The organism is Thermococcus sp. AM4 (assembly GCF_000151205.2).
Classification (GTDB): domain Archaea; phylum Methanobacteriota_B; class Thermococci; order Thermococcales; family Thermococcaceae; genus Thermococcus.
In genome coordinates, this window is record NC_016051.1 from 1,634,942 (window position 1) to 1,654,832 (window position 19,891).

22 protein-coding genes are annotated in these 19,891 nt (G+C 56.4%); 7 read left to right on the forward strand and 15 right to left on the reverse strand.

Going from position 1 to position 19,891, the window contains the following annotated elements; translation table 11 throughout:
- Positions 1–209: 209 nt before the first annotated feature.
- From TAM4_RS08995 to TAM4_RS09010, 3 genes are all read left to right on the forward strand, one after another.
- The gene (locus TAM4_RS08995) at positions 210–830 is read left to right on the forward strand and encodes a hypothetical protein (RefSeq protein ID WP_014122931.1); all 621 of its coding nucleotides are present in this window, start codon (positions 210–212) and stop codon (positions 828–830) included.
- A 355-nt stretch (positions 831–1,185) separates the two neighbouring features.
- A complete protein-coding gene (locus TAM4_RS09005; RefSeq protein WP_014122932.1) occupies positions 1,186–1,563 on the forward strand; it encodes a HEPN domain-containing protein in 378 nt (125 codons plus the stop codon).
- A complete protein-coding gene (locus tag TAM4_RS09010; protein WP_014122933.1) occupies positions 1,560–2,048 on the forward strand; it encodes a hydrogenase 3 maturation endopeptidase HyCI in 489 nt (162 codons plus the stop codon). Before TAM4_RS09005 ends, TAM4_RS09010 begins: the two co-directional genes overlap by 4 nt.
- Before the next feature lie 61 nt (positions 2,049–2,109).
- Here the strand turns inward: TAM4_RS09010 and TAM4_RS09015 are convergent, their stop codons facing one another.
- From TAM4_RS09015 to TAM4_RS09085, 15 genes are all read right to left on the reverse strand, one after another.
- Positions 2,110–2,331 carry a hypothetical protein gene (locus TAM4_RS09015; protein WP_048150506.1) on the reverse strand — a complete coding sequence of 74 codons (222 nt, stop codon included), beginning with the start codon at positions 2,329–2,331 and terminating at the stop codon, positions 2,110–2,112.
- Positions 2,291–2,872, reverse strand: a complete 582-nt coding sequence (locus tag TAM4_RS09020; protein ID WP_014122935.1) for a hypothetical protein — start codon at positions 2,870–2,872, stop codon at positions 2,291–2,293. The genes TAM4_RS09015 and TAM4_RS09020 overlap by 41 nt, the downstream gene beginning before the upstream one ends.
- A 33-nt stretch (positions 2,873–2,905) precedes the next feature.
- A complete protein-coding gene (mobA, locus tag TAM4_RS09025; protein ID WP_014122936.1) occupies positions 2,906–3,481 on the reverse strand; it encodes a molybdenum cofactor guanylyltransferase MobA in 576 nt (191 codons plus the stop codon).
- Positions 3,478–3,924 (reverse strand): hypothetical protein, encoded by a 447-nt coding sequence (locus TAM4_RS09030; protein WP_014122937.1) that lies wholly within the window; start codon positions 3,922–3,924, stop codon positions 3,478–3,480. The genes mobA and TAM4_RS09030 overlap by 4 nt, the downstream gene beginning before the upstream one ends.
- A 39-nt stretch (positions 3,925–3,963) precedes the next feature.
- On the reverse strand, positions 3,964–4,281 hold the full coding sequence (locus tag TAM4_RS09035) for a hypothetical protein (protein WP_014122938.1): 318 nt from the start codon (positions 4,279–4,281) through the stop codon (positions 3,964–3,966).
- 1 nt (position 4,282) lies between these two features.
- The gene (locus TAM4_RS09040) at positions 4,283–5,113 is read right to left on the reverse strand and encodes an NADH-quinone oxidoreductase subunit B family protein (protein WP_014122939.1); all 831 of its coding nucleotides are present in this window, start codon (positions 5,111–5,113) and stop codon (positions 4,283–4,285) included.
- A complete protein-coding gene (locus TAM4_RS09045) occupies positions 5,113–5,718 on the reverse strand; it encodes a 4Fe-4S dicluster domain-containing protein (RefSeq protein ID WP_014122940.1) in 606 nt (201 codons plus the stop codon). The genes TAM4_RS09040 and TAM4_RS09045 overlap by 1 nt, the downstream gene beginning before the upstream one ends.
- Positions 5,718–7,517: a hydrogenase large subunit gene (locus TAM4_RS09050; RefSeq protein ID WP_014122941.1), complete on the reverse strand. Its 1,800-nt coding sequence runs from the start codon at positions 7,515–7,517 to the stop codon at positions 5,718–5,720. Before TAM4_RS09050 ends, TAM4_RS09045 begins: the two co-directional genes overlap by 1 nt.
- Before the next feature lie 2 nt (positions 7,518–7,519).
- On the reverse strand, positions 7,520–8,443 hold the full coding sequence (locus TAM4_RS09055) for a respiratory chain complex I subunit 1 family protein (protein ID WP_237702081.1): 924 nt from the start codon (positions 8,441–8,443) through the stop codon (positions 7,520–7,522).
- Between the two features lie 4 nt (positions 8,444–8,447).
- Positions 8,448–10,442: a proton-conducting transporter membrane subunit gene (locus TAM4_RS09060; RefSeq protein WP_014122943.1), complete on the reverse strand. Its 1,995-nt coding sequence runs from the start codon at positions 10,440–10,442 to the stop codon at positions 8,448–8,450.
- Between the two features lie 6 nt (positions 10,443–10,448).
- Positions 10,449–11,885 carry a hydrogenase 4 subunit D gene (locus tag TAM4_RS09065; RefSeq protein ID WP_014122944.1) on the reverse strand — a complete coding sequence of 479 codons (1,437 nt, stop codon included), beginning with the start codon at positions 11,883–11,885 and terminating at the stop codon, positions 10,449–10,451.
- 53 nt (positions 11,886–11,938) lie between these two features.
- Positions 11,939–12,436, reverse strand: coding sequence for a 4Fe-4S dicluster domain-containing protein (locus tag TAM4_RS09070; protein WP_048150512.1), 498 nt, complete (start codon positions 12,434–12,436; stop codon positions 11,939–11,941).
- 10 nt (positions 12,437–12,446) lie between these two features.
- Positions 12,447–14,504, reverse strand: coding sequence for a molybdopterin oxidoreductase family protein (locus TAM4_RS09075; protein ID WP_014122946.1), 2,058 nt, complete (start codon positions 14,502–14,504; stop codon positions 12,447–12,449).
- A gap of 118 nt (positions 14,505–14,622) precedes the next feature.
- Complete coding sequence (locus tag TAM4_RS09080; RefSeq protein WP_237702082.1) at positions 14,623–15,177, reverse strand: TetR/AcrR family transcriptional regulator; 555 nt, start codon at positions 15,175–15,177, stop codon at positions 14,623–14,625.
- A 142-nt stretch (positions 15,178–15,319) separates the two neighbouring features.
- Positions 15,320–15,703, reverse strand: a complete 384-nt coding sequence (locus tag TAM4_RS09085) for a DUF302 domain-containing protein (RefSeq protein ID WP_014122948.1) — start codon at positions 15,701–15,703, stop codon at positions 15,320–15,322.
- Between the two features lie 69 nt (positions 15,704–15,772).
- Here TAM4_RS09085 and TAM4_RS09090 point away from each other — a divergent pair, with 69 nt between their 5' ends.
- From TAM4_RS09090 to hypF, 4 genes are all read left to right on the forward strand, one after another.
- Positions 15,773–16,027: a HypC/HybG/HupF family hydrogenase formation chaperone gene (locus TAM4_RS09090; RefSeq protein WP_014122949.1), complete on the forward strand. Its 255-nt coding sequence runs from the start codon at positions 15,773–15,775 to the stop codon at positions 16,025–16,027.
- Between the two features lie 44 nt (positions 16,028–16,071).
- Positions 16,072–16,332 (forward strand): HypC/HybG/HupF family hydrogenase formation chaperone, encoded by a 261-nt coding sequence (locus tag TAM4_RS09095; protein ID WP_014122950.1) that lies wholly within the window; start codon positions 16,072–16,074, stop codon positions 16,330–16,332.
- A 1-nt stretch (position 16,333) separates the two neighbouring features.
- Positions 16,334–17,443 carry a hydrogenase formation protein HypD gene (gene hypD / locus TAM4_RS09100; protein ID WP_014122951.1) on the forward strand — a complete coding sequence of 370 codons (1,110 nt, stop codon included), beginning with the start codon at positions 16,334–16,336 and terminating at the stop codon, positions 17,441–17,443.
- A gap of 92 nt (positions 17,444–17,535) precedes the next feature.
- Positions 17,536–19,854 (forward strand): carbamoyltransferase HypF, encoded by a 2,319-nt coding sequence (hypF, locus tag TAM4_RS09105; RefSeq protein ID WP_014122952.1) that lies wholly within the window; start codon positions 17,536–17,538, stop codon positions 19,852–19,854.
- Positions 19,855–19,891: the final 37 nt, after the last annotated feature.

Below are 19,891 nucleotides of genomic sequence, written 5' to 3' on the forward strand. Positions count from 1 at the left end.
AAGAACTTAAAATTATCAATGGCATATATAACCCATTTAAAGACTACAAAATCGGTGGTATCTTTCGAGATGTTCTCAAACTTGGAAAAGACGAGATACCCTGTATAGTCCAAGAACCAGAAGCAAAGTTTAACAGGAAAGGTATCCCTCGTGGAATCTCCGCCCTGAAGTTCGCCTCAAACGTGTGCCATGTTCTGCACTACGGAGACATGGAAGAGGCGAGGAAACTGCTGGAAGATGCCCAGGAAAGACTAAGGCGCATGAGGGAAGAGAAGTGGGACTACACCTGCGGCGACCTCAAATTTTTCCAGTACCTCTTTGAGTTCCACTACTTCCTTCTCAAGGCCGTCGTTGAAGCCTACGATGCTGAAACCGGAGCGGTCGCCAAAGCTACTCAGGAGCAGGCGGAGCGCTTCGCAGAGGCGAAGCCAGTTGAAGTGCCTCAAACCGTCGAGAAAGTTACCGTCTCCGGTGAAGAATCCGAAAAGGAACTCTACCGCGGTGAAGTTCGCTTCAAGATGGGGGCGATGAGTCAGGAGCGCGTCGGAAACCTCGTGATAACGAACAAGAGGCTCAAGCTCACGGGCAAGTACAGGCTTAGAGGCTACGTTGCAACGGTCGCCATAAAGGCAGCTTTGAGAGCGGCTGGAGTTGGTGAAGTTTACGAGGACATTCCGCTGAGCGAGATAAAGTTCCTTCAGCTCAAAAAGGCCTTTCTCGGCGGTTATTACCTTGAGTTCAAGGCGAGGGGTAAGAAGTTCACGCTCTACACCGATGCCGCCCAGCACATCTACAACCTTCTGAGACAGTACGGTGCTGGGACCGTTTAGGGAAAACTTTTTCTCATTTCTTTCCATCTTTTGGTCGATGGAAGCGAAGAAACTTATTCATGATGCTGTAATGAAGTCAGCGGATAAGCATGGGGTTAAGGTAGTTGAAATAATCTTGTTCGGCTCCCGTCCCCCCCGGCCCCTTCAGAGCCGACAGCGACTGGGACGTCCTCATAGTTACTGCCCGTCCGTTAAATTGGGAAGAAAGGCTGGCCTTCACCGGGGAAATACGGAAAACGCTCGCAAAGAAAGGCCTCGCGACGGACATACTCGTCATCTCGAAGGACGAACTTGAGAAAGTGAAAGGTGCCAAAGAGTACATCTACCACTACGCCCTGCGTGAGGGAGTTAAGATATGAGCTGGAGAGACTGGATAAGAAAAGGCCGTGACGACCTAAAACTCGCGGAGCTTGCACTCGAAAACGGCATCTTTGACTATGCCGCTTTTCACGCCCAGCAGGCCGTTGAAAAGTTCTTGAAGGCGTTCTTAATCAAACACGGCAAACCCCCTGTTAGAACCCACGATATAGCATACCTTATCGAGCGGTGCAAGGAGATAGACCCCTCGTTCGAGGAGTTGTACGACCTAAAAGCCCACTACCTCTCGGATTTTGCCGTTGAGGTCAGGTATCCCGGCTACTACTCGGTTCCCGGGGAGCTTGCTGGGGAAGCAATCGAAATCGCACGGAAGGTTCTGGACTTCGTTTTGATGAAACTGGGTGAAAGAAAATGAACCTCGAAGAACTCTTCCAGGGAAAGAAAAGGGTCGTGGTCTGCGGAATCGGGAACGATATAAGGGGGGACGACGCCTTCGGCGTTCTGGTCGCGGAGAGACTGAAGGAGTTGCTAAAGAACCCGGACGTCCTCGTGCTGAACTGTGGGGAAGTTCCGGAGAACTACACTGGCAAGATAGCGAACTTTAAGCCCGACCTCGTCGTCCTCGTCGATGCCGTTGATTTCAACGGTGAAGTCGGCGAGTATATCATAGCGGACCCGGAGGGGACGCTCGGAGAGGCAATATCGACGCACGGCCTTCCGCTGAAGTTCGTCACCCAGTTCATGAAGACGATGGTTAACGCTGAGTTCGTGCTCATAGGCTGTCAGCCAGGCTCGACAGGCCTCTTTCAGGAGCCGAGCGAGCTGATAAGGAAGCGTGCCGAGAGACTGGCGGAGCTGTTAGCGGGGATTCTAAAAAGGGATAAGCCCTCAACAATGTAAGTGGGGATTGGTTTATCTTCCTTTTGAACACTAACCGAGGAGAGTGTCGCCCAAAAGTGGGTTATTCTCTCCGCAGTTCTCCCTTCATCCGCAGGTACTCTTCCCTGCTCAGCGGGAAGCTCTTGGCGGAGGCAAGGAAGGAGTTCACGAGCCTCACCTGCTGTTTGAAGACTTCATCGGGGTTCTCCTTCAGCCTCTTCACGTAGAGCCGGATGAAGGCGAGCCTCTCTCCCAAATCGCGCTTAGAACGGAACTTCAACGCCGAGCCTACTCGCGTAGTCATCGAGCATCCTCCTGTCAATTTTCTCGTTGAACAGCTCGTAGAGGAAAAAGGCATCTTCCACGTCCTTGTCAGTGCCGAGGTAGAGCTTGTACGCTATCTGAAGTTCTATCGGAGAGATGTAAATCACCCGCCCGTTGAACCGGACTGGAATCCTCTTTTCGAGCGCCTCCCTATGGAAGGCATCCTTGGGAAACTTTATCTCGGCGTTTGGGATTATCCCACCCTTTCTGACCATCCGTATTCCAAGCCTGTCGGCAAGCATTTCGTACAGACCTTCACAGTCTTCGGGGTTGAGGAACTCAAAGCCCGCCTTCTGCGCGTCTTCGCACATGGAGATAAATTCCTCTCTGGGAAGCAGCTCTATCACAAAATCGACATCCTCGGTACCCCTAGAGCGGCCGAAGAGAATGGTAACGTATCCGCTGACTATGACGTAACGGACGTGTTTCTCAAGAACATCTATGACATCAAACACAAATTTATCCAGCTCGCTGAGCTCGCGGTTGATTACTATTTCTTCTCCCTTAATCTCGATGCCCATGGCTCTCCCATTAAACTTTGAGGGGCATGCTATTTATCCCTTTTGTATCCTCCCCAAATCCTCCCTCGTGTTCACGTTGAAGAAGCTCTCGCGCCACTCCTCGGGGAGGGACTCTATCGGGAGGTAGCAGGGATTGGCTTCACGGATTGCCCTGTTGAGGGCGTAGTTTCCGGTTTTTATCTTTTCCTCAAGGATTTCGCGGAAAGCCTTAGAATAAGCGGCGTGAAGGGGTTCGAGGTAGCCGTTGCTCCAGCGCGGCACGCAGGCGATTTTTCCGCTCTTCTCGAATTCCGAGACGATGAAATCGACGAACTCCCGGACGAGAAGGGGCATGTCGCCGGCAACGACGAAGGCATCACCGAGGCTTAAGGCTGTGTAAACACCCCCCATCGGGCCTATCAGCAGGTTATCAACGACCACGCGGTAGCCGAGCCTCTTAAGCTTTTCCGCGTTGTCCTTCGAGGCAACTAAGATTATCTCGTCTATTCTCTTAGCTGTTTCAAGCCTCTCGATGGTGTAAAGAATCAAAGGCCTGCCGTTGATTTTGTAGAGTAGCTTGTCGCCCCCGAACCGCTTTCCCCTTCCTCCGGCCAGAACTGCCCCAATCATTCCTCCCTCTCCTCGTCCAGCTGGATGTACTCGATGGTGCTGATGTACTTCACGTAATCCATCGCCTTCTTCGGATTCAGCATGTCGTTCATGAGGTTCTGGAAGTAGTTATCCTTATCGTAGGCGACCTCGTAGTTAACCACTACGTCGAGGTAGCCCGAATGGAAGTTCTCCGCTTCCTCGCGCGTGTAGAGCTCGAAGGAGACGTGGTAGCCGTACTTCTCCTCTATAGGGTCGCGGATGTTCTCAACGAAGTCCGCCATGCGGTTCATCTTCACCGGGTCATAAGGCTTGTCAATGATTACGACGACGTCTATCTCTGGAAAGCTCGGGTCGCGGAGGTGCCTCCCGTAGAAGATTATCGAGAGAAGGTTGTCGCCGTAGAAGTCTTTCACCCTTTGAATCAGCTCCTTCTTGGCCTTCTTCAGCGTCTCCTCGTTCATCTCACCACCTCCTGAGAAAAGTTGTGGGAAAATAAAAGTTTAATCGAAGCTCGGCTGGTAGCGGTACTCTATGTGGAGCTTGCTCTCGGAGTCGAGCTTCTCAGCGGCTTCGAGCAGGATCTTTCTGTCCTTCTCCGGCAACTCCTTAATCGGGAGCCTCAGCACGTCCCTGACCTCGATGTCGAAGGCCCTCGCGTTCTCGTCTATTCCGAGAGCGGACTTTATGAGCCTCACCGCCTCTTCGCTCAGCTCGCCCTCCTCCTCGATGATTAGCAGGTCGCCGGCGTAGTGGCCGGTTATCCTCGCCGAGTACTCAGGGTAGTCCTCGTACTTGAAGCGGTAGAGCTTCCAGGGCACCTCAGACACCCGCCGTCACGGGGTACTTCTTCTTGAGGGCCTCACCGAGGGAGTGGTACTCGTCGTACAGCTTCCAGAACTCGTTTTCGAGGAAGCGCATGGCGACCTTTATCCTGGAGTCCTTCTCCTTGAGGAAGTAGCCGGTGACGAGGTCGTGGAGCTTCTCCCTCGGGTCCTCGCTCTCGAAGGCCTTCTCGACGAGGGCCATGAAGTCCTCAAGGACGGCCTCCCTGTCGTAGTAGCCAACGACGCGCCTGAGCTCCTCGCGAAGGGTGAGCCAGTAGCGGAGGGGTATCGGCCTGTCTGGGATTCTGAACTCGACCTCGTTCTCGGCCTTGGGCGTCTCCTTCGGCGGGAGCGCGATCCAGTATTCGCCCTTCATCTTCTTCTCCTTGATGCCGAGGAGCTGAGCGACGCCGTAGAGTATCTCCTCCGGGCTCGGCGGACAGCCGGGGATGTACATGTCTATCGGCACTATCATCTCCGGTCCACCGCTCCTGAGCCTGTCCCTCCCGCGCTGGGGGGAGGTGTTGTAGAGGGCGTAGCTGTTGTAGAAGATTCCGCCGCTTGAGGCGCAGGTTCCTATCGCGACGACTATCCTCGGCTTCGGAGGCATGGCCTCGTAGGCCTTCTTGAGCATTATCCTCGTCTGCCTCGTGAGCGGGCCGGTGATGAAGAGGGCATCGGCGTGCCTCGGGTTGGGAACGACCTTGATACCGAGCCTCTCGAGGTCGTAGTACGGGCTGAGGACGTCGAGCACCTCGATGTCACAGCCGTTACATGAACCGGCATCAACGTGATAGACCCAGACGGACTTGAGCCTTCGTCCCATCACTCCTCACCCCCTTTCTTCACGAGCATGAAGGCCGAGACTGGAATTCCCTCGGTCTCCCTGAGCTTCTCGACGGTCTTGCGCATCTTTGCCTCCTGGGTCAGGCCGATTCTGTCTTCAAGGGCGTAGGTCTCGAAGATTTCCTTGGGCAGGATGTTCCTCACGTACTCAATCTGCCTCTCGGTGAAGTCGAGGTATTCGCCACACTCCTCGCAGTAAGCGAGCTTGTGCTCGACGACTTCGACGAGGTCTTCCTTGTTGTCGGTCGCTATCTCGAAGATGTTCGTCGGTTCCATCGCGCCGGTCGGGCAGACCTCCACACAGCGGTGGCACCTTATACATCTCGCCGCGTTGAAGGTGAGCCTCTTAACGCCGTGCTCCTTGTCCCACTCGAGGATTAGCGCATCGGGTGGGCAGGCGTTGACGCAGGCACCACAGCCTATGCACTTCTCGGGGTTGATGTGCGGAATTCCGCGGTACTCGGGTGGCTTCTCGATGTCAATAAAAGGATAGGGAGTGGTGACCGGGGCCTTCTTGCTGAACTTCTCGACCTCGAAGCGGTCCCACTTCTTGAGCTTCTCGGTGTAGGAGAGGCTCTCGGCCATCAGAACACCCCCCTGTACTTGATTGAGAGCTCGTTGAACTCGGCCTCGGTGAGAACCTTCACCTTGCCGGTCTGGACGTCGACGAACTGGACCCTCTCGGTACAGGAGTAGCACGGGTCGATGCTCGCTATGATGAGCGGTGCATCGGCAACGTGGTAGCCCTTGAGCATCTCCGGAACGGCGGGCAGGTTGTTGTACGTAGGAGCACGGACTTTCCAGCGGTAGACCTTGTTCTTCTCGCCGGTCATGACGTAGTGGACCACTTCACCGCGGTGGGCCTCGGTGAATCCAAGGGCTTCCTCGTACTCCGGCAGGTCGCCGATTGGAACCATTATGTCCCCGCCGGGCATCTGGTCAATGAGCTGTTCCACTATCCAGAGGCTCTCAAAGAGCTCGTCCATCCTGACGAGAACCCTTGCTAAAACGTCGCCCTCCTTATAAACAGGAACCTTGAAGTCAACCTCGTTGTAGGCCATGGCAGTCTTCGTTGCCTGGTCGAGCCTCGTGTCGATCTTCCTTCCGCTGGCCCTTGCAGTCGGTCCGAGGACGGAGTAAGCCTTGGCGACCTTGTAGGGCAGGATTCCGACTCCCTCGGCGCGCTTGATGAAGGTGTTGGTGTTCAGGGCGATGTCAAGGAACTTCTTGGTTTCCTCGCGTATCTGCTTGACCACCTTGAGGATCTCCTCCTTGCGGTAGTCGAGGATGTCCCTCCTAACTCCACCGACGATGTTCATTCCGTACTGCTTCCTGTTTCCGGTTAAGCGCTCGACGAGCCACATGACCGGCTCGCGGATTCTCCACGCGTGCATGAAGCCGGTGTCGTAGCCGACGAGGTGCGCGGCAATGCCGACCCAGAGCAGGTGGTTGTGTATCCTCTCCAGCTCGAGCATCAGCGTCCTTATGTAGCGCGCCCTGTCCGGGATTTCCACGTCGGCTAAACGCTCAACGGCCATGGCATAGCTGACGGAGTGCTGGTAGCCGCAGATTCCGCAGATTCTCTCGGCGAGGAAGAGAACCTGGTTGTAGGTAAGTCTGCCCTCACCGGTCTTCTCGATTCCCCTGTGGGAGTAGAAGCCGCGGTAGTCAACGTCTACGATTTCTTCTCCCTTGACGAAGAGCCTGAAGTGGGCCGGCTCCTCGATACCCATGTGAACCGGACCCATTGGGACGAGCGTCGTTCCCTCGGGCTTCTCCTTGAACTCTGTCTTGACTTCTGCCATCGGTGAGTGCCTGTAGTCCATGTCCTTCCTGAGCGGGTAAACACCATCGGGCCAGTCCTCCGGAAGGATGAGCCTCCTCGGGTCAGGATGGCCAATGGGGTTGAAGCCGAGTAAGTCCTTAACTTCCCTCTCTATCCAGAGCGCGGCTGGGAGCTTTGCCGCGACGCTCGGGAAGCTCGGGTCGTCGGCCGGGAGATAGGCCTTAAGGAAGACCCAGTAGTTCTCGTCCATGTTGAGGGGCTCGACCTGGACGTTGAGGAAGGGCATGTAGACGAAGTGGCCGTTGAGGGGCCTCTCGTCGGTTCCAACGGCAGTTGAGAGGTGGGTCTCCTTGAACTCCGGGTGGTTGTGCCACCAGAGGACGGCCTCTGGAAGAACTTCCCTGTCAATCACGAACTGGTATTCACCGTAGCTCATCCTCTTGCACTCTTTAATGTGCTCCCTGAAGGCCTCGTAAAACTCCCTAAGGCCCTTTCTCTCAGCGAGGATCGTTTCGACATCAGCCTTTCTGCAGTGGCCGTTTTCGCAGGCCCTGCACTCAAACTCGAAGTGAGCCTCCAAATCCTTCGTCGTTACCATATTCACCACCCCATGAACGCCATGCCCAGGATCACCAGGCCGACGAAGAACATCCTAACGTTCATCTTTACTACGTGGTCTATCCTCAGCCTCGCGTTAGTCGCTTCGAGGGCCGCTATGATCGGGTAGAAGGCAACCGTCAGGATGAACTGAAGTGCGAGCACCAGTGCCGCCCTCTCCGGGGTGTTTATCGGTCCGATCCAGGGCATCGTTAGAATGCTGACGAAGAACCACAGCAGTGCGAAGCGCTTTATGTGTATCGCGTAGTAGAAGACCCCGAGGAGCCTTCCGCTGTACTCGCCCAGCGGGCCGCCTATGACTTCCTGCTCCGCCTCGGCAACGTCGAAGGGCACGAAGCCGCTCTCGACGTAGAGCGCGTAGGCAAGGACGATGTACGCGAGCACGAGCGAGGGCGTGAGGTGGAGGTTGGCTATGATGTCGGCTATGTTGAGCGAACCCGCGTTGTAAGCTAAGACACCGTAGAGAACCGCTATGAGGGGCTCAACGGTGAGGATGAGCTGGGCTTCCCTCGTGGCGCCAATGTGGCTGAAGGCGTTCTGGACGCTCAGACCTCCGAAGATCAGGAAGACGCTGACCATCAGGATTACGTAGAAGAACACCACCAGGTTGAAGCCGAAGTCCACTGGAATCACGTTTCCGTAGGGCAGGAGCAGCGCGGCCGAGATCGCCGAGGCCAGGGCCAGGAACGGGGCCGCGGTGAAGAGTAAGCTCTTCGTTGGTTTGACGGATGGAAGGTTGAAGAGCTTCTGGAGGTCGTACCAGGTCTGCATGAGCGGCGGCCCGCGCCTGTACTGGAGTCTCGCCTTGACCCTTCTCGCTATTCCGTCGAGGTAAGGCGGCAGGAGGAAGATGATGAGGATCCCGACGAGCTCGAATCCGATCTTGATCGTTGTCTCCATTCCCATCACCTCACAGGGCTATAAGGATTCCTATCACGGCTCCGATGATAACCAGGGCCAGGATCACGAAGGTTCCGAGCCTCATTCCCGGGAGGACGTTTTTGACGATCCTGAGCAGTCTGAGCAGTGGCTTGAGGGCCTCTTCGTCTATGTGCATTATCTCCCTCTCACGGAGGTCGTCGAGGGTCTCAACCTTCGTGTACGGCGTATCGACGATCTTCGTGAAGTAGCTGGCGATCCAGAGGTAGGCCCTGACTATGTAGTGGATTATTCCGGCCCCAACGCTGTAGAACCAGTCGCCCAGCCGGTAGAAGGAGCCTATCTTCTCCTCGTACCAGTGGTAGTAGCCCTCGGCGTTCGTTCTGTACTCGTCCTCGTCTATCTCGGTTGAGCCGCAGTCCCAGGGTTTGGCTTCCTTGTACTCGGGCTTGAAGGTCAGGTACAGGGCAACGGTGAGTCCGGCGAGTAGTATCACGAAGATCACCGGCGAGAAGAGCACCGAGCCGAAGCCTATCCTGTAGAGGTTCTCGGTGAGGGGTGCGTTGAAGGGCTCGTTGAGGATTGGGACTACCAGCTTGGGGAAGACGCCGATGACGAGGGTCAGACCGGCCAGAATCCACTGGCCTATGAGCATTCCCGCTGGAACTTCCCTAACTTCCTCGTAGCGCTTCATCTCGCCGCCGAACTGGGTTCCGTAGAACTTGATGAACGATGCAAGCGTAGCGGCGCTGATGAAGGCCGCCAGAACGGCTCCGAAGGCAAGGATGAAGCTTCCTGACTGGTAGCCGGAGACGTAGATCAGCCACTTGCTGATGAAGCCGTTGAAGGGCGGAACGCCGCTTATGGCGAGCGAGGCGAAGAGCGCCGCCAGAGCGGTTATCTTCATGTTCCTGCCGAGACCGCCGAGCTCGTTGAGGTCAACGGTTCCGGTTCTGTACTCCACCGCGCCAGCCGAGAGGAAGAGCGAGGCCTTGAATATCGCGTGGTTGAGTGCGTGGAAGAGCCCTGCAAAGGCGCCGAGAGCTCCAATAGCCCCGAGGAAACCGCCCTTTGGAATGAGGGCCATTCCTATGCCGATTCCGAGCCATATGTAGCCCATCTGGCCAACGGAGTGGTATGCGAGCAGTCTCTTTGCGTTGGTCTCCCTGAGGGCGTAGAGCGTTCCAACGGTTAGCGTTATCGCACCGAGGATCGCGACGATCATACCGAGGGTTGTGTTCGGCCCAACGGTCTTCCAGACCAGGGCGATGAGACCGTAGAGGGCAACCTTCTCCATTGCTCCGGCCATCACCGCCGAAACGCTGGTCGGGGCCGCCCTGTAGGTTTCCGCCACCCAGAACTGGAAGGGCACTATTCCAGCCTTGGTCATGAAGGCCAGCAGGAGAAGGCCGTACAGTACGAGCTTTGTGCTCTCAGGGGCCGTGAGGAGGTGGTAGTGGATGTTCTCGAAGGTGAGCTTTTCAAAGCTTCCGACGAGCGAGTAAGCCGTTCCGAGGGCAAGGAAGAGCGGAATCGTGTCGAGGAAGTGCATGGTGATGTAGTACTTGACGCTCGCGTCCGTGTCCCTCTTTTTCTCGCTGAAGAAGACCAGTATGAACGAGCTCAGCGTCATGAGCTCCCAGCTCATAACGAAGTACTCCATGCTGTCCACCGTAACGACTAGGGTCATGCTCGCGAGGAACGTGTTGTAGGCTATTGCGTACACCCAGCCCTTGCCCGTTTTCTCGAAGATCTCCATGTAGTTGATCGCGAAGAGCGATGCCGCGACGCCGACTATGCCTATGATGAGGAGGAAGACGTTTGAGAGGCCGCTCACGTTCAGGGGGATCCCGAAGAGGCTGAGCTTCTCCGGCCCGTTGGTGTAGACGTAGTAGACCTCTCCGAGGATCGCGAGCGAGCCGAGGAAGGCCATGAAGCTGGAGGCCTTTACACTCGCCTTGTACTCCCTAACGAAGCCTATCACACCGCCGATGATGAAGGCTATGATCGCGTACTCAAGGAACATTCCCCATCACCCCGCAAAGCCTATCTTCATAACCACGTCCAGCGTTATCCAGGGGGCAACGATGGCTATGAGGATCAGGACGATCATTGCAGCCGTCATGAGCGCTGGCTCGCTGACTTCCGCCCTCGGTTCGGGCTCACCGAAGAATATCTCCCTGAACCACAGCAGAACGACCACCAGGAAGATTGCCGCGTCGAAGAGGACCACCGCCGGGAAGAGCCACGAGGCAATTCCCTGGGCGTGCCTGGTGCTCATGATCGTGAAGGCCTTGCTGAAGAACAGTCCGAGCGGAAGGACACCGGCTAAGCCGAGGAAGCTCATGAACCACGCGACGCTGGCCCAGGGGAGGCTCTTTCTTATTCCCCTGATCCTCTTGAGGTCGGTCGTTCCGAGGGAGTAGGCGAAGGCCCCGACGCTCATGAATGCCAGTGCCTTGACGAAGGCGTGGTTGACCACCTGGTAGAGGGCTATCTGAAGGCCAACCTCGTGGCCGAGGAGTGCGTAGGCCAGGGTTATGTAGGCAACCCCCGCCTGTGCTATCGTGGAGTACGCTATTAGCCTCTTTGCATCGCGCTGGAGCGGGTAGTAGATCATCATGAGGAGTATCAGCGCCACGGTGAGCGCTCCGAGGAGCCAGAAGTCGTCCTTTCCCGGGTTCATGTACTGGATCACGCGGAAGAGCATGAAGCTTCCGAGGGGGACTATCGAGGCGGAGTGCACGTAGGCGCTGGCCGGAACCGGGGAAGCCGTTGAATCCGGAAGCCACGAGTAGAAGAAGAACTGCGAGCTCATCGCGAAGGCCGCGAAGGTTAGAACCGCGAAGATCCTGTCCTTCGTCGACTGGGAGAGCGAGGACATCTTTGCCAGCTCCTGACCGTTGCCGAGGAGGACTATCGAGAGCAGCAGGAGGAAAACGCCGAGGTTCAGGACGAGAAATGCCTTCAGTGCTTTTCCTTCCGCGTTTCCGTGGAAGTTCACCAGGTAGAAGAACGCCACCGCCATCAGCTCGAGGAACACGGCGAACTGGATCAGGCTCGTCGAGTATATGAATGCCATGCTCGATCCCACGAGCAGGCCGAGGAGTGCGTAGAAGCGCCCCTTGCCCTCCTTGAGGGGGGAGCCCCTGTTGGACGGGCCCAGGTAATCCGCCGCGTAGAGGACGAGCAGGAACGCGGTGAGTATCGAGACGAAGCCCATCAAAACCGACGCCACGTCAACGTTAACGCCGAAGACCTCTCCGAGCTTACCGCCGGAGGCGTAGGAGAAGTGGTAGACCTTCTCTGCCCCCGATCTGAAGAAGGCGTACGTCCCAAGGCCGTTCACTACCAGTGCGAGGCCTGTTATCAGGATCGCGACGGTATCGGCGATTCTGCCCTCCATCTTGTAGATGAGCAGCAGCAGGAAGGGCAAGAGTGCCGAGACCATGAACACGGTGCCGTTCACGTTTCACCACCCCTTGGTTTTTAACCCTTGGTTTTCCCCGCAAAAAAATAAGGTCAGAGGACGATGTAGGCCTTCTCGCCCTCCCCCTTCTCTGCGGAGCTCTTCAGGTTGGCCACGATCTTTCCTTCCCTGTTCCAGAGGACCTCGTTTACGTCGCCGTAGAGCAGGGCCTCGGTTGGGCAGGCCGAGACACACGCTGGAAGCTTTCCTTCCGCCCTTCTGTCGGAACAGAGGTCGCACTTGTCCATGATCTTGTTCTCCTCGTCGAGCTTTGGAATTCCGAAGGGACACGCTACCGCACACATAAGACAGCCGATACACTTGAGCGGGTCAAAGGCCACCGCGCCGTCCTCGTCCCTGAAGAGTGCCCCGGTCGGACAGACGTTGAGACACGGAGCCTTCTCACAGTGGCGGCAGTTGAAGGGGACGGTGAAGAGGTCGGGGAACTCGAAGACCCTTATCCTTGCCTCGCCGTGGGTCATCTCACAGGCGACCTCACAGGCCCTGCAGCCGATACAGCGCTTATAGTCGAGGAAAATCTTCTTGCTCATTCCAACCACCTCACTCCTCCACCTTACTAACCCTGGCCGCGACGGCCTTCAGCTCTGCCATCTTGGTTATCTCGTGGGTCTCTTCGAGGGTCAGGAAGTTGGCCTGCCAGTGCCAGGGCATGGCTATGACGCCCTCCCTGACGTGGTCGGTAACCTCGGCCCTGACGAGAACGCTTCCGCGCCTGGTCTCGACCTTGACGAGGTCTCCGCTCTTTATCCCGTACTTCTCGGCGTCCTTCGGGTTGATCATGACGTACTCCTCGGGCCAGCGCTTCTCAAGGCTCGGGCTCTCGAAGGACATGGTTCCCGTGTGCCAGTGGCCGACCTGTCTGAAGTTCGTGAGCCAGAGCGGGTACTCCTCGTCCGGCATCTCCGGCGGCTCGCGCCACTTAACCGGCTGGAGGTGGGCCTTTCCATCGCTCGTCTTGAAGGCACCCTTGAAGAGAACCTTCGTTCCCTCGCCGGGCTCGGTGCACGGGAAGAAGCATCCCTCGGGGTGCTCCGCGAGATATTCGGGAGTTGCTCCCTTGAAGATCGGAATGACGCTGTTTATCTCCCTGAGGATCTCGTCCGGGTGCTCGTACTTGAAGTACTCGCCGAGGCCGAGCTCTTTAGCTAACTCGACGAGGATGAGCCAGTCCGGCTTTGCCTCTCCCGGGGCTTCGGCGGCCTTGTAAGTCCTCTGAACCCTCCTCTCGGCGCTTATTGCAGTTCCGGTCTTCTCGAACCAGGCGGCAGCTGGGAGAACTATGTCCGCGTACATGGCAGTGTCGGTGAGGAATATGTCCTGGACAACCAGAAAGTCGAGCTTCTTGAGCTGCTCCCTGACCCACCTGCTGTTCGGGGCGGACTTGGCGATGTTGCCGCCGACGATGTACATCATCCTGATCCTGTTGCCCATCTCGCGTATCATGCTGGTTAGATCGAGGCCAGCCCAGTCGGGTATCTTGAAGCCCCAGAGCCTCTCAAGCTCGGCCCTCGCGGCCTCGTCGGTGACGAGCTTTCCGGTCGGGAGCTTGTTTGGAGCTATTCCAGTCATGGCGGCACAGAATCCACACTGGGCACCGGGGAAGACACCGCTCCAGACTCCCTCTTTCCCGATGTTGCCGGTGATGGCTATGAGGTTCGCTATTGCGAGGGCGAGCTCAAAGCCGTTGACGTGCTGGTTCATTCCCTCGTTGACGAGGAGGGCGGTTCTCTTCGTTGCTATGAGCCTTGCCACCTTTCTGATGTCCTCGGCTGGAACGCCGCTTACCTTCTCTGCCCACTCGGGGGTGTAGTCCTTAACGGACTCCTTGAGCTCCTCAAAACCCGTAACCCTCTCCTGGACAAACTCTTTGGCATAGAGCTCCTCGCCGATTACGACGTTGAGCATTGCCAGGGCTATCGCGAGGTCGGTTCCGGGGTAGGGCTTGAGGTGAAGCGAGGCGTACTTATGACCCCTGGTCGCGCGCGGGTCTATGACGACCATCTCCGCCCCGTTGTCGAGGACCGCCTTCTCGATGTACTGGCCGAAGAAGACGGGAGCGGTTTCCGCTGGGTTGTGGCCCCAGATGACTATCAGCTCGGCCTTGGCAACGTCCTCGAATGGGTTGGTCGCCGCGGCGCTGCCGAACACCTTCGTTCTGGCCGGGCTGTTGGAGTACTGGCAGTATCTGCCGGGGAAGTCGAGGTTGTTGGTTCCTATCGCCTTGGACAGCTTGTGGACGAGGTAGTTCTCCTCGAAGGTTATCTTCTCGCTCCCGAGGAAGGCTATGGCCTCTGGACCGTAGGTTTCCTTGATCTCCTTGATCTTCTCGGCGATTATCCTGTACGCCTCGTCCCAGCTTATCTCCTCGAACTTTCCTTCTCCCTTTTCACCAACGCGCTTGAGGGGCTTCTTGAGTCTCTTGGGGCTGTTTATGAACTGGTATGACGCAACGCCCTTTGGACAGAGCTTTCCGCGGTTGACGGTGGGGTTGTCGTAGTCGAACTCGATCTTCCTGATATAGCCGTTAACGCTGACCGCATAGAAGCGACAGCCGACTGAACACCAGGGACATACAACCGGCACGAGTTTCTCTGCCATGGTCACCACCTTTTAATGACTGACCAGTCATTTAGACTGGACGTCAAGACCTTAAATAGTTTTCTGCAATGGCCGAAACAGAATGGATTAATGTGACACTCCGTGTTAAACGAGGGGCTCAAACACTGGCGGAGAGACGGAGGTGATTGAGAACAACGTTCACAATCTTTTTCAGGTAGTGCTCCTTCGGGAACCCCAGGCACTCTTTTGCGTGGAGGTAGTGCATAAGTGACGCCACAAAAACCTGAAACGCTATGAGGGCGTCTTCAAAGCCGACCTTAACGTACGCGGTGATCCTCCTCGCACCTTCCCTCAAAAGTTCAGAACAGGCCTGACGGTAGATCTCATCGATGCTCTTCATCCTCTCGCGAACGGATAGCATGTGGAAGAATATCTCCGCCCGGTAGCTCTCGGAGTAAAAGTCGAGGAACTCCTTTCCAAGCTGGAGGAGGTAGCTCTCAAGGGTTGGGAAAGAAACCGTGATGTAAGGGTCGTTCAGGGACGGCATGGCCATTATGGGCATGACCTCGAAGGCGAGCTCCTTTATGAGGTCGTCCTTGCTCTTGAAGTAGAGGTAGAACGTCCCCTTGGCAACTCCCGCTCGGGCGACTATCTCATCGACGGTAGTCTTGTCAAAGCCCTTCTTTGCGAAGAGCTCCATTGCCGACGCCACTAGTTTTCCCCTTGTTTTTCCCGGTGATTTTGTGGCCATTCCCATCCCTTCTGACCACACAGTCATTTTCTTATGGACAGTTATGTGCAGAAGGGAATTTAAACTTTCCGCCCGGGAGGGGTTTGAAAAAAGGTGTTGGGAGTTACAAAATCGAACTAACGATCTCTTCATCGACCTTCGAGACCTCTGAGAGGACCTCGCCGAGCTCCGGTGGAGCCATCTTTGCGAAGAGCCCCATGTTCATGCAGTAAACGTAAACCCCGTCGGGGTTCTCAACGACCGAGAAATGGCACGGCATGAAGGCGGAAATCCAGCGGTTCTCGGGCTTCTCAAGCGCCTTTCTGGCAAAATCCTTGTTGCAGACCTCGATTATGGTCAGCTTAACGCCGATCTTCTCGGCTAGATCGTGCTCCCCGATAACGCTCCAGCCGAGTTCTTTGGTCTTCTCCTTTATCCTCTCCACCGTCTCTCCGTAGGGATACCTGCTCTTCACAACTTTGATCATCTGTGTCATAATTTCCTCCATCGGAACCACCTGACTGACTGGTCAGGAAAAGGTCTATAAATCGTTTTCTATCACCTTTGGTTGATAACCATGGCCCTGATGCTCGCGGGGAAGGTCCTCGAGGTGAGGAATGGAAGGGCGATAGTCGACGTGGACGGCCAGCTCAAGGAGGCAAGGCTGGACTTTGTAAAAGATGTAAAACCCGGGGACTACGTGAAGATTTACTACGGCATAGTTCTTGAGAAGGTCAGCAGGAGCGAGGCCGAGGAAACCCTCGCGAGGTGCTCCTACCACCGCTCAAGAAAGCTCGAGCCCACCTTCACGGTTTCAAACCGGAGGTTTTAGAAAGGCTAAATAGCCCGTTTGAGAATCCAGGGTAGGTGAAGCTCATGTGTCTGGCGACCGTTGCGAAGGTTTTGGAGGTTGACAGGGAGAAGGGAACCGCGTGGGTGGACTTCGGAGGCGTCAAGAGAGAGGCCAGAATTGATTTGATGCCCGACGTCAAGCCCGGTGAATACGTGCTGATTCACACCGGCTTCATAATCGAGCGCGTTGATGAAGAGACCGCGAAGGAAATCCTCTCGGCCTGGGACGAGGTCTTCAAGCTGGAGAAGGACGCGATAGGCGGCTACTACTACCCGGGTGATTGATATGGGAACGCTGGACAAGTTCAGGGACAGGGAGCTCGCCCAAAAGATAGTGAAGAAAATCCACGAGGAGGCGAAGGGCCTCGACGAGGTCCGCTTCATGCACGTCTGCGGAACCCACGAGGACACCGTAACGAGAACCGGAATCCGCTCGCTCCTGCCAGAGAACGTCAAGATACTCAGCGGGCCGGGCTGTCCGGTCTGCATTACGCCGGTCGAGGACATCGTTAAAATGATGGAGATAATGCGCCAGGCCTACGAGGAGGGCGACAGAATAATCATGACGACCTTCGGCGACATGTACAAGATTCCGACGCCGAGGGGAAGCTTCGCCGATTTGAAGAGCGAGGGCTACGACGTCCGCGTTGTTTACTCAATCTACGACACCTACCGCATAGCCAAGGAGAACCCCGACAGGACGGTGGTCCACTTCTCACCGGGCTTCGAGACGACCACAGCTCCGGCCGCGGGAATGCTCAACGTTGTTGCCCAGGAGGAGCTGGAAAACTTCAAGATTTACTCGGTTCACAGGCTCACGCCACCGGCGGTTGAGGTCCTCATAAAGCAGGGGACGCGCTTCCACGGGCTCATTGACCCCGGCCACGTCTCGGTTATAATAGGCGTCAAGGGCTGGGAGCCGATAACCGAGAAGTACGGAGTTCCCCAGGTTATAGCCGGTTTCGAGCCGGTTGACATGCTCCTCGCGATACTCTACCTCGTCAGAATGGTGAAGGCCGGCGAGGCGAAGATAATCAACGAGTACACCCGCTCCGTTAAATACGAGGGCAACGTCGTTGCCCAGAAGCTCATAGACAAGTTCTTCGAGGTCAAGGACGCGAGGTGGCGCGCCCTCGGGGTCATGCCCAAGAGCGGGCTCGAGCTGAGGAAGGAGTGGAAGGAGCTCGAGATAAGAACCTACTACGACCCCGAAGTCCCGAAGCTCCCCGACCTCGAGAAGGGCTGTCTCTGCGGTGCAATCCTCAGGGGATTAGCTTTGCCACCGCAGTGCCCGCACTTCGGAAAGACCTGCACGCCGAGGCACCCGATAGGGCCGTGCATGGTGTCCTACGAGGGAACGTGCTCGATATTCTACAAGTACGGGGCGTTGTTCTAACACCAAAGGTTCAAAACTCCACTCTCGTTTTCAACTTTTGGTTTTGGAAACCTATAAAGGCTCCAAATACCGAGAAAAACCGGTGGGTGGGCATGAAGGCTTACCGTATTCACGTTCAGGGCATCGTTCAGGCCGTTGGATTCAGGCCGTTCATTTACCGCATAGCCCACGAGCACAACCTGAGGGGCTACGTCAAGAACCTCGGCGATGCGGGAGTCGAGATAGTCGTCGAAGGCCGTGAAGAGGATATAGAGGCATTCATAGAGGACATCTACCGCAAGAAACCCCCGCTCGCGAGGATTGACAGGCTTGAGAAGAAGGAAATCCCGCCCCAGGGCTTCGACCGCTTCTACATCGAGAAGAGCTCGAAGGGTGGAAGCGGTGGGGACTCGATAATTCCGCCCGACATAGCCATCTGCGAGGACTGCCTGAGAGAACTTTTCGACCCGACGAACAAGCGCTACATGTACCCCTTCATCGTCTGCACCAACTGTGGGCCGAGGTTCACAATTATCGAGGATTTACCCTACGACCGCGAGAACACGACGATGAAGGAATTTCCGATGTGCGACTTCTGCGAGAGCGAGTACAGAGACCCGCTCAACCGGCGCTACCATGCTGAACCCGTCTGCTGTCCCGTCTGCGGGCCGAGCTACCGTCTCTACACGAGCGACGGGGAGGAAATCACCGGCGACCCGCTGAGGAAGGCAGCGGAGCTTATAGACAGGGGTTACATCGTCGCAATCAAGGGAATCGGCGGAATCCATCTGGCGTGCGACGCGACAAGGGAAGACGTCGTTGCCGAGCTGAGGAAGAGGACCTTCAGGCCCCAGAAGCCCTTCGCGATAATGGCTGACTCGCTTGAGACGGTCAAAAGCTTCGCCTACGTGAGCGAGGAGGAAGAGGAGGAGCTGACCAGCTATAGAAGACCAATCGTGACGCTCCGCAAGAGAGAACCCTTCCCCCTGCCCGAGAACCTCGCGCCCGGTTTGCATACAATCGGCGTCATGCTCCCCTACGCGGGAACGCACTACATACTCTTCCACTGGAGTAAGACTAAGGTCTACGTGATGACCTCAGCCAACTACCCGGGAATGCCGATGGTCAAGGACAACGAGAGGGCCTTCGAGGAGCTGAAGGACGTCGCTGACTACTTCCTGCTCCACAACAGAAGGATACTCAACCGCGCGGACGATAGCGTGATTCGCTTCGTTGACGGAAGGAGGGCCGTTATTAGGAGAAGCAGAGGTTTTGTGCCCCTCCCTATAGAGATTCCCTTCAACTACCGCGGTCTGGCAGTCGGTGCGGAGCTGATGAACGCCTTCGGCGTGGCCAAGAACGGGAAGGTTTACCCGAGCCAGTACATCGGCAACACCGGAAAGGTCGAGGTTCTTGAGTTCATGAGGGAAGCGATAGAGCACTTCAAGAGGATTCTCCGGGTTAGGGAGTTCGATTTAATCGTCGCCGACCTCCACCCGACCTACAACACGACAAAGCTCGCCATGGAGCTTGCGAACGAGTTAAACGTCGAGCTGCTCCAGGTTCAGCATCACTACGCCCACATAGCGAGTGTCTTAGCCGAGAAGAACCTCGAATCAGCTGTAGGAATAGCCGTTGATGGAGTGGGCTACGGAACCGATGGCAACACGTGGGGTGGCGAGGTGCTCTACCTCGGCTACGAGGACGTGGAGAGGCTGGCTCATATAGATTACTACCCGCTTCCCGGCGGGGACCTGGCGAGCTACTACCCGCTCAGGGCCCTGATGGGAATCCTAAGCAAGGTCTACAGCGTCGAGGAGCTTGAGGGAGTCATAAGGAAGTGCTGTCCGAAGGCGATAGGAAGCTTAAAGTACGGCGAGGTGGAGTTCTCGGTTGCTTTGAATCAGCTCGCCAAGGGGATAAACCTCGCCTACGCTTCGTCAACCGGAAGGGTCCTCGACGCCTTCTCTGTGCTCCTCAACGTGGCCTACAGGAGGCACTACGAGGGCGAGCCTGCGATGAAGCTTGAGAGCTTCGCGATGAAGGGCAAGAACGACCTCAAGTTCGAGGTGCCCGTGGAGGGAGAACTCCTCAAGGTGGAAGAGCTGTTCGTGCAGGCGCTGGACGTCCTCGAAAAGGCCTCGCCGGCGGACATAGCTTACTCGGTTCATTTAGCACTCGCGAGGGCCTTTGCGGGGGTTGCCATCGAGAAGGCCAGGGAGTTCGGCGTGAAGGACGTCGTAATGAGCGGTGGTGTCGCTTACAACGAGCTGATAGTCAAGACAGTAAGGAAAGCTGTTGAGGCGTCGGGCCTTAAGTTCCACGTTACAACGGAGGTCCCGCGCGGAGACAACGGGATAAACGTCGGCCAGGCCTTCCTCGGCGGGCTGTACCTGGAGGGCTACCTGACGAAGGAGGATTTGATGCTGTGAAGGTTTAAGTGGGGAAAGCAGGAAATTAACTGAGGGA

Excerpts from the sequence above, each read along its gene's own strand:
- TAM4_RS09020 (WP_014122935.1), bottom strand. The coding sequence starts at position 2,872 with ATGGGCATCGAGATTAAGGGAGAAGAAATAGTAATCAACCGCGAGCTC.
- mobA (WP_014122936.1), bottom strand. The coding sequence starts at position 3,481 with ATGATTGGGGCAGTTCTGGCCGGAGGAAGGGGAAAGCGGTTCGGGGGC.
- TAM4_RS09015 (WP_048150506.1), bottom strand. The coding sequence starts at position 2,331 with ATGACTACGCGAGTAGGCTCGGCGTTGAAGTTCCGTTCTAAGCGCGAT.
- TAM4_RS09005 (WP_014122932.1), top strand. The coding sequence starts at position 1,186 with ATGAGCTGGAGAGACTGGATAAGAAAAGGCCGTGACGACCTAAAACTC.
- TAM4_RS09060 (WP_014122943.1), bottom strand. The coding sequence starts at position 10,442 with ATGTTCCTTGAGTACGCGATCATAGCCTTCATCATCGGCGGTGTGATA.
- TAM4_RS09045 (WP_014122940.1), bottom strand. The coding sequence starts at position 5,718 with ATGGCCGAGAGCCTCTCCTACACCGAGAAGCTCAAGAAGTGGGACCGC.
- TAM4_RS09050 (WP_014122941.1), bottom strand. The coding sequence starts at position 7,517 with ATGGTAACGACGAAGGATTTGGAGGCTCACTTCGAGTTTGAGTGCAGG.
- TAM4_RS09090 (WP_014122949.1), top strand. The coding sequence starts at position 15,773 with ATGGCCCTGATGCTCGCGGGGAAGGTCCTCGAGGTGAGGAATGGAAGG.
- TAM4_RS09040 (WP_014122939.1), bottom strand. The coding sequence starts at position 5,113 with ATGGGACGAAGGCTCAAGTCCGTCTGGGTCTATCACGTTGATGCCGGT.
- TAM4_RS09085 (WP_014122948.1), bottom strand. The coding sequence starts at position 15,703 with ATGGAGGAAATTATGACACAGATGATCAAAGTTGTGAAGAGCAGGTAT.
- TAM4_RS09070 (WP_048150512.1), bottom strand. The coding sequence starts at position 12,436 with ATGAGCAAGAAGATTTTCCTCGACTATAAGCGCTGTATCGGCTGCAGG.
- hypD (WP_014122951.1), top strand. The coding sequence starts at position 16,334 with ATGGGAACGCTGGACAAGTTCAGGGACAGGGAGCTCGCCCAAAAGATA.
- TAM4_RS09010 (WP_014122933.1), top strand. The coding sequence starts at position 1,560 with ATGAACCTCGAAGAACTCTTCCAGGGAAAGAAAAGGGTCGTGGTCTGC.
- hypF (WP_014122952.1), top strand. The coding sequence starts at position 17,536 with ATGAAGGCTTACCGTATTCACGTTCAGGGCATCGTTCAGGCCGTTGGA.
- TAM4_RS09095 (WP_014122950.1), top strand. The coding sequence starts at position 16,072 with ATGTGTCTGGCGACCGTTGCGAAGGTTTTGGAGGTTGACAGGGAGAAG.
- TAM4_RS09030 (WP_014122937.1), bottom strand. The coding sequence starts at position 3,924 with ATGAACGAGGAGACGCTGAAGAAGGCCAAGAAGGAGCTGATTCAAAGG.
- TAM4_RS09075 (WP_014122946.1), bottom strand. The coding sequence starts at position 14,504 with ATGGCAGAGAAACTCGTGCCGGTTGTATGTCCCTGGTGTTCAGTCGGC.
- TAM4_RS09055 (WP_237702081.1), bottom strand. The coding sequence starts at position 8,443 with ATGGGAATGGAGACAACGATCAAGATCGGATTCGAGCTCGTCGGGATC.
- TAM4_RS08995 (WP_014122931.1), top strand. The coding sequence starts at position 210 with ATGGAAGAGGCGAGGAAACTGCTGGAAGATGCCCAGGAAAGACTAAGG.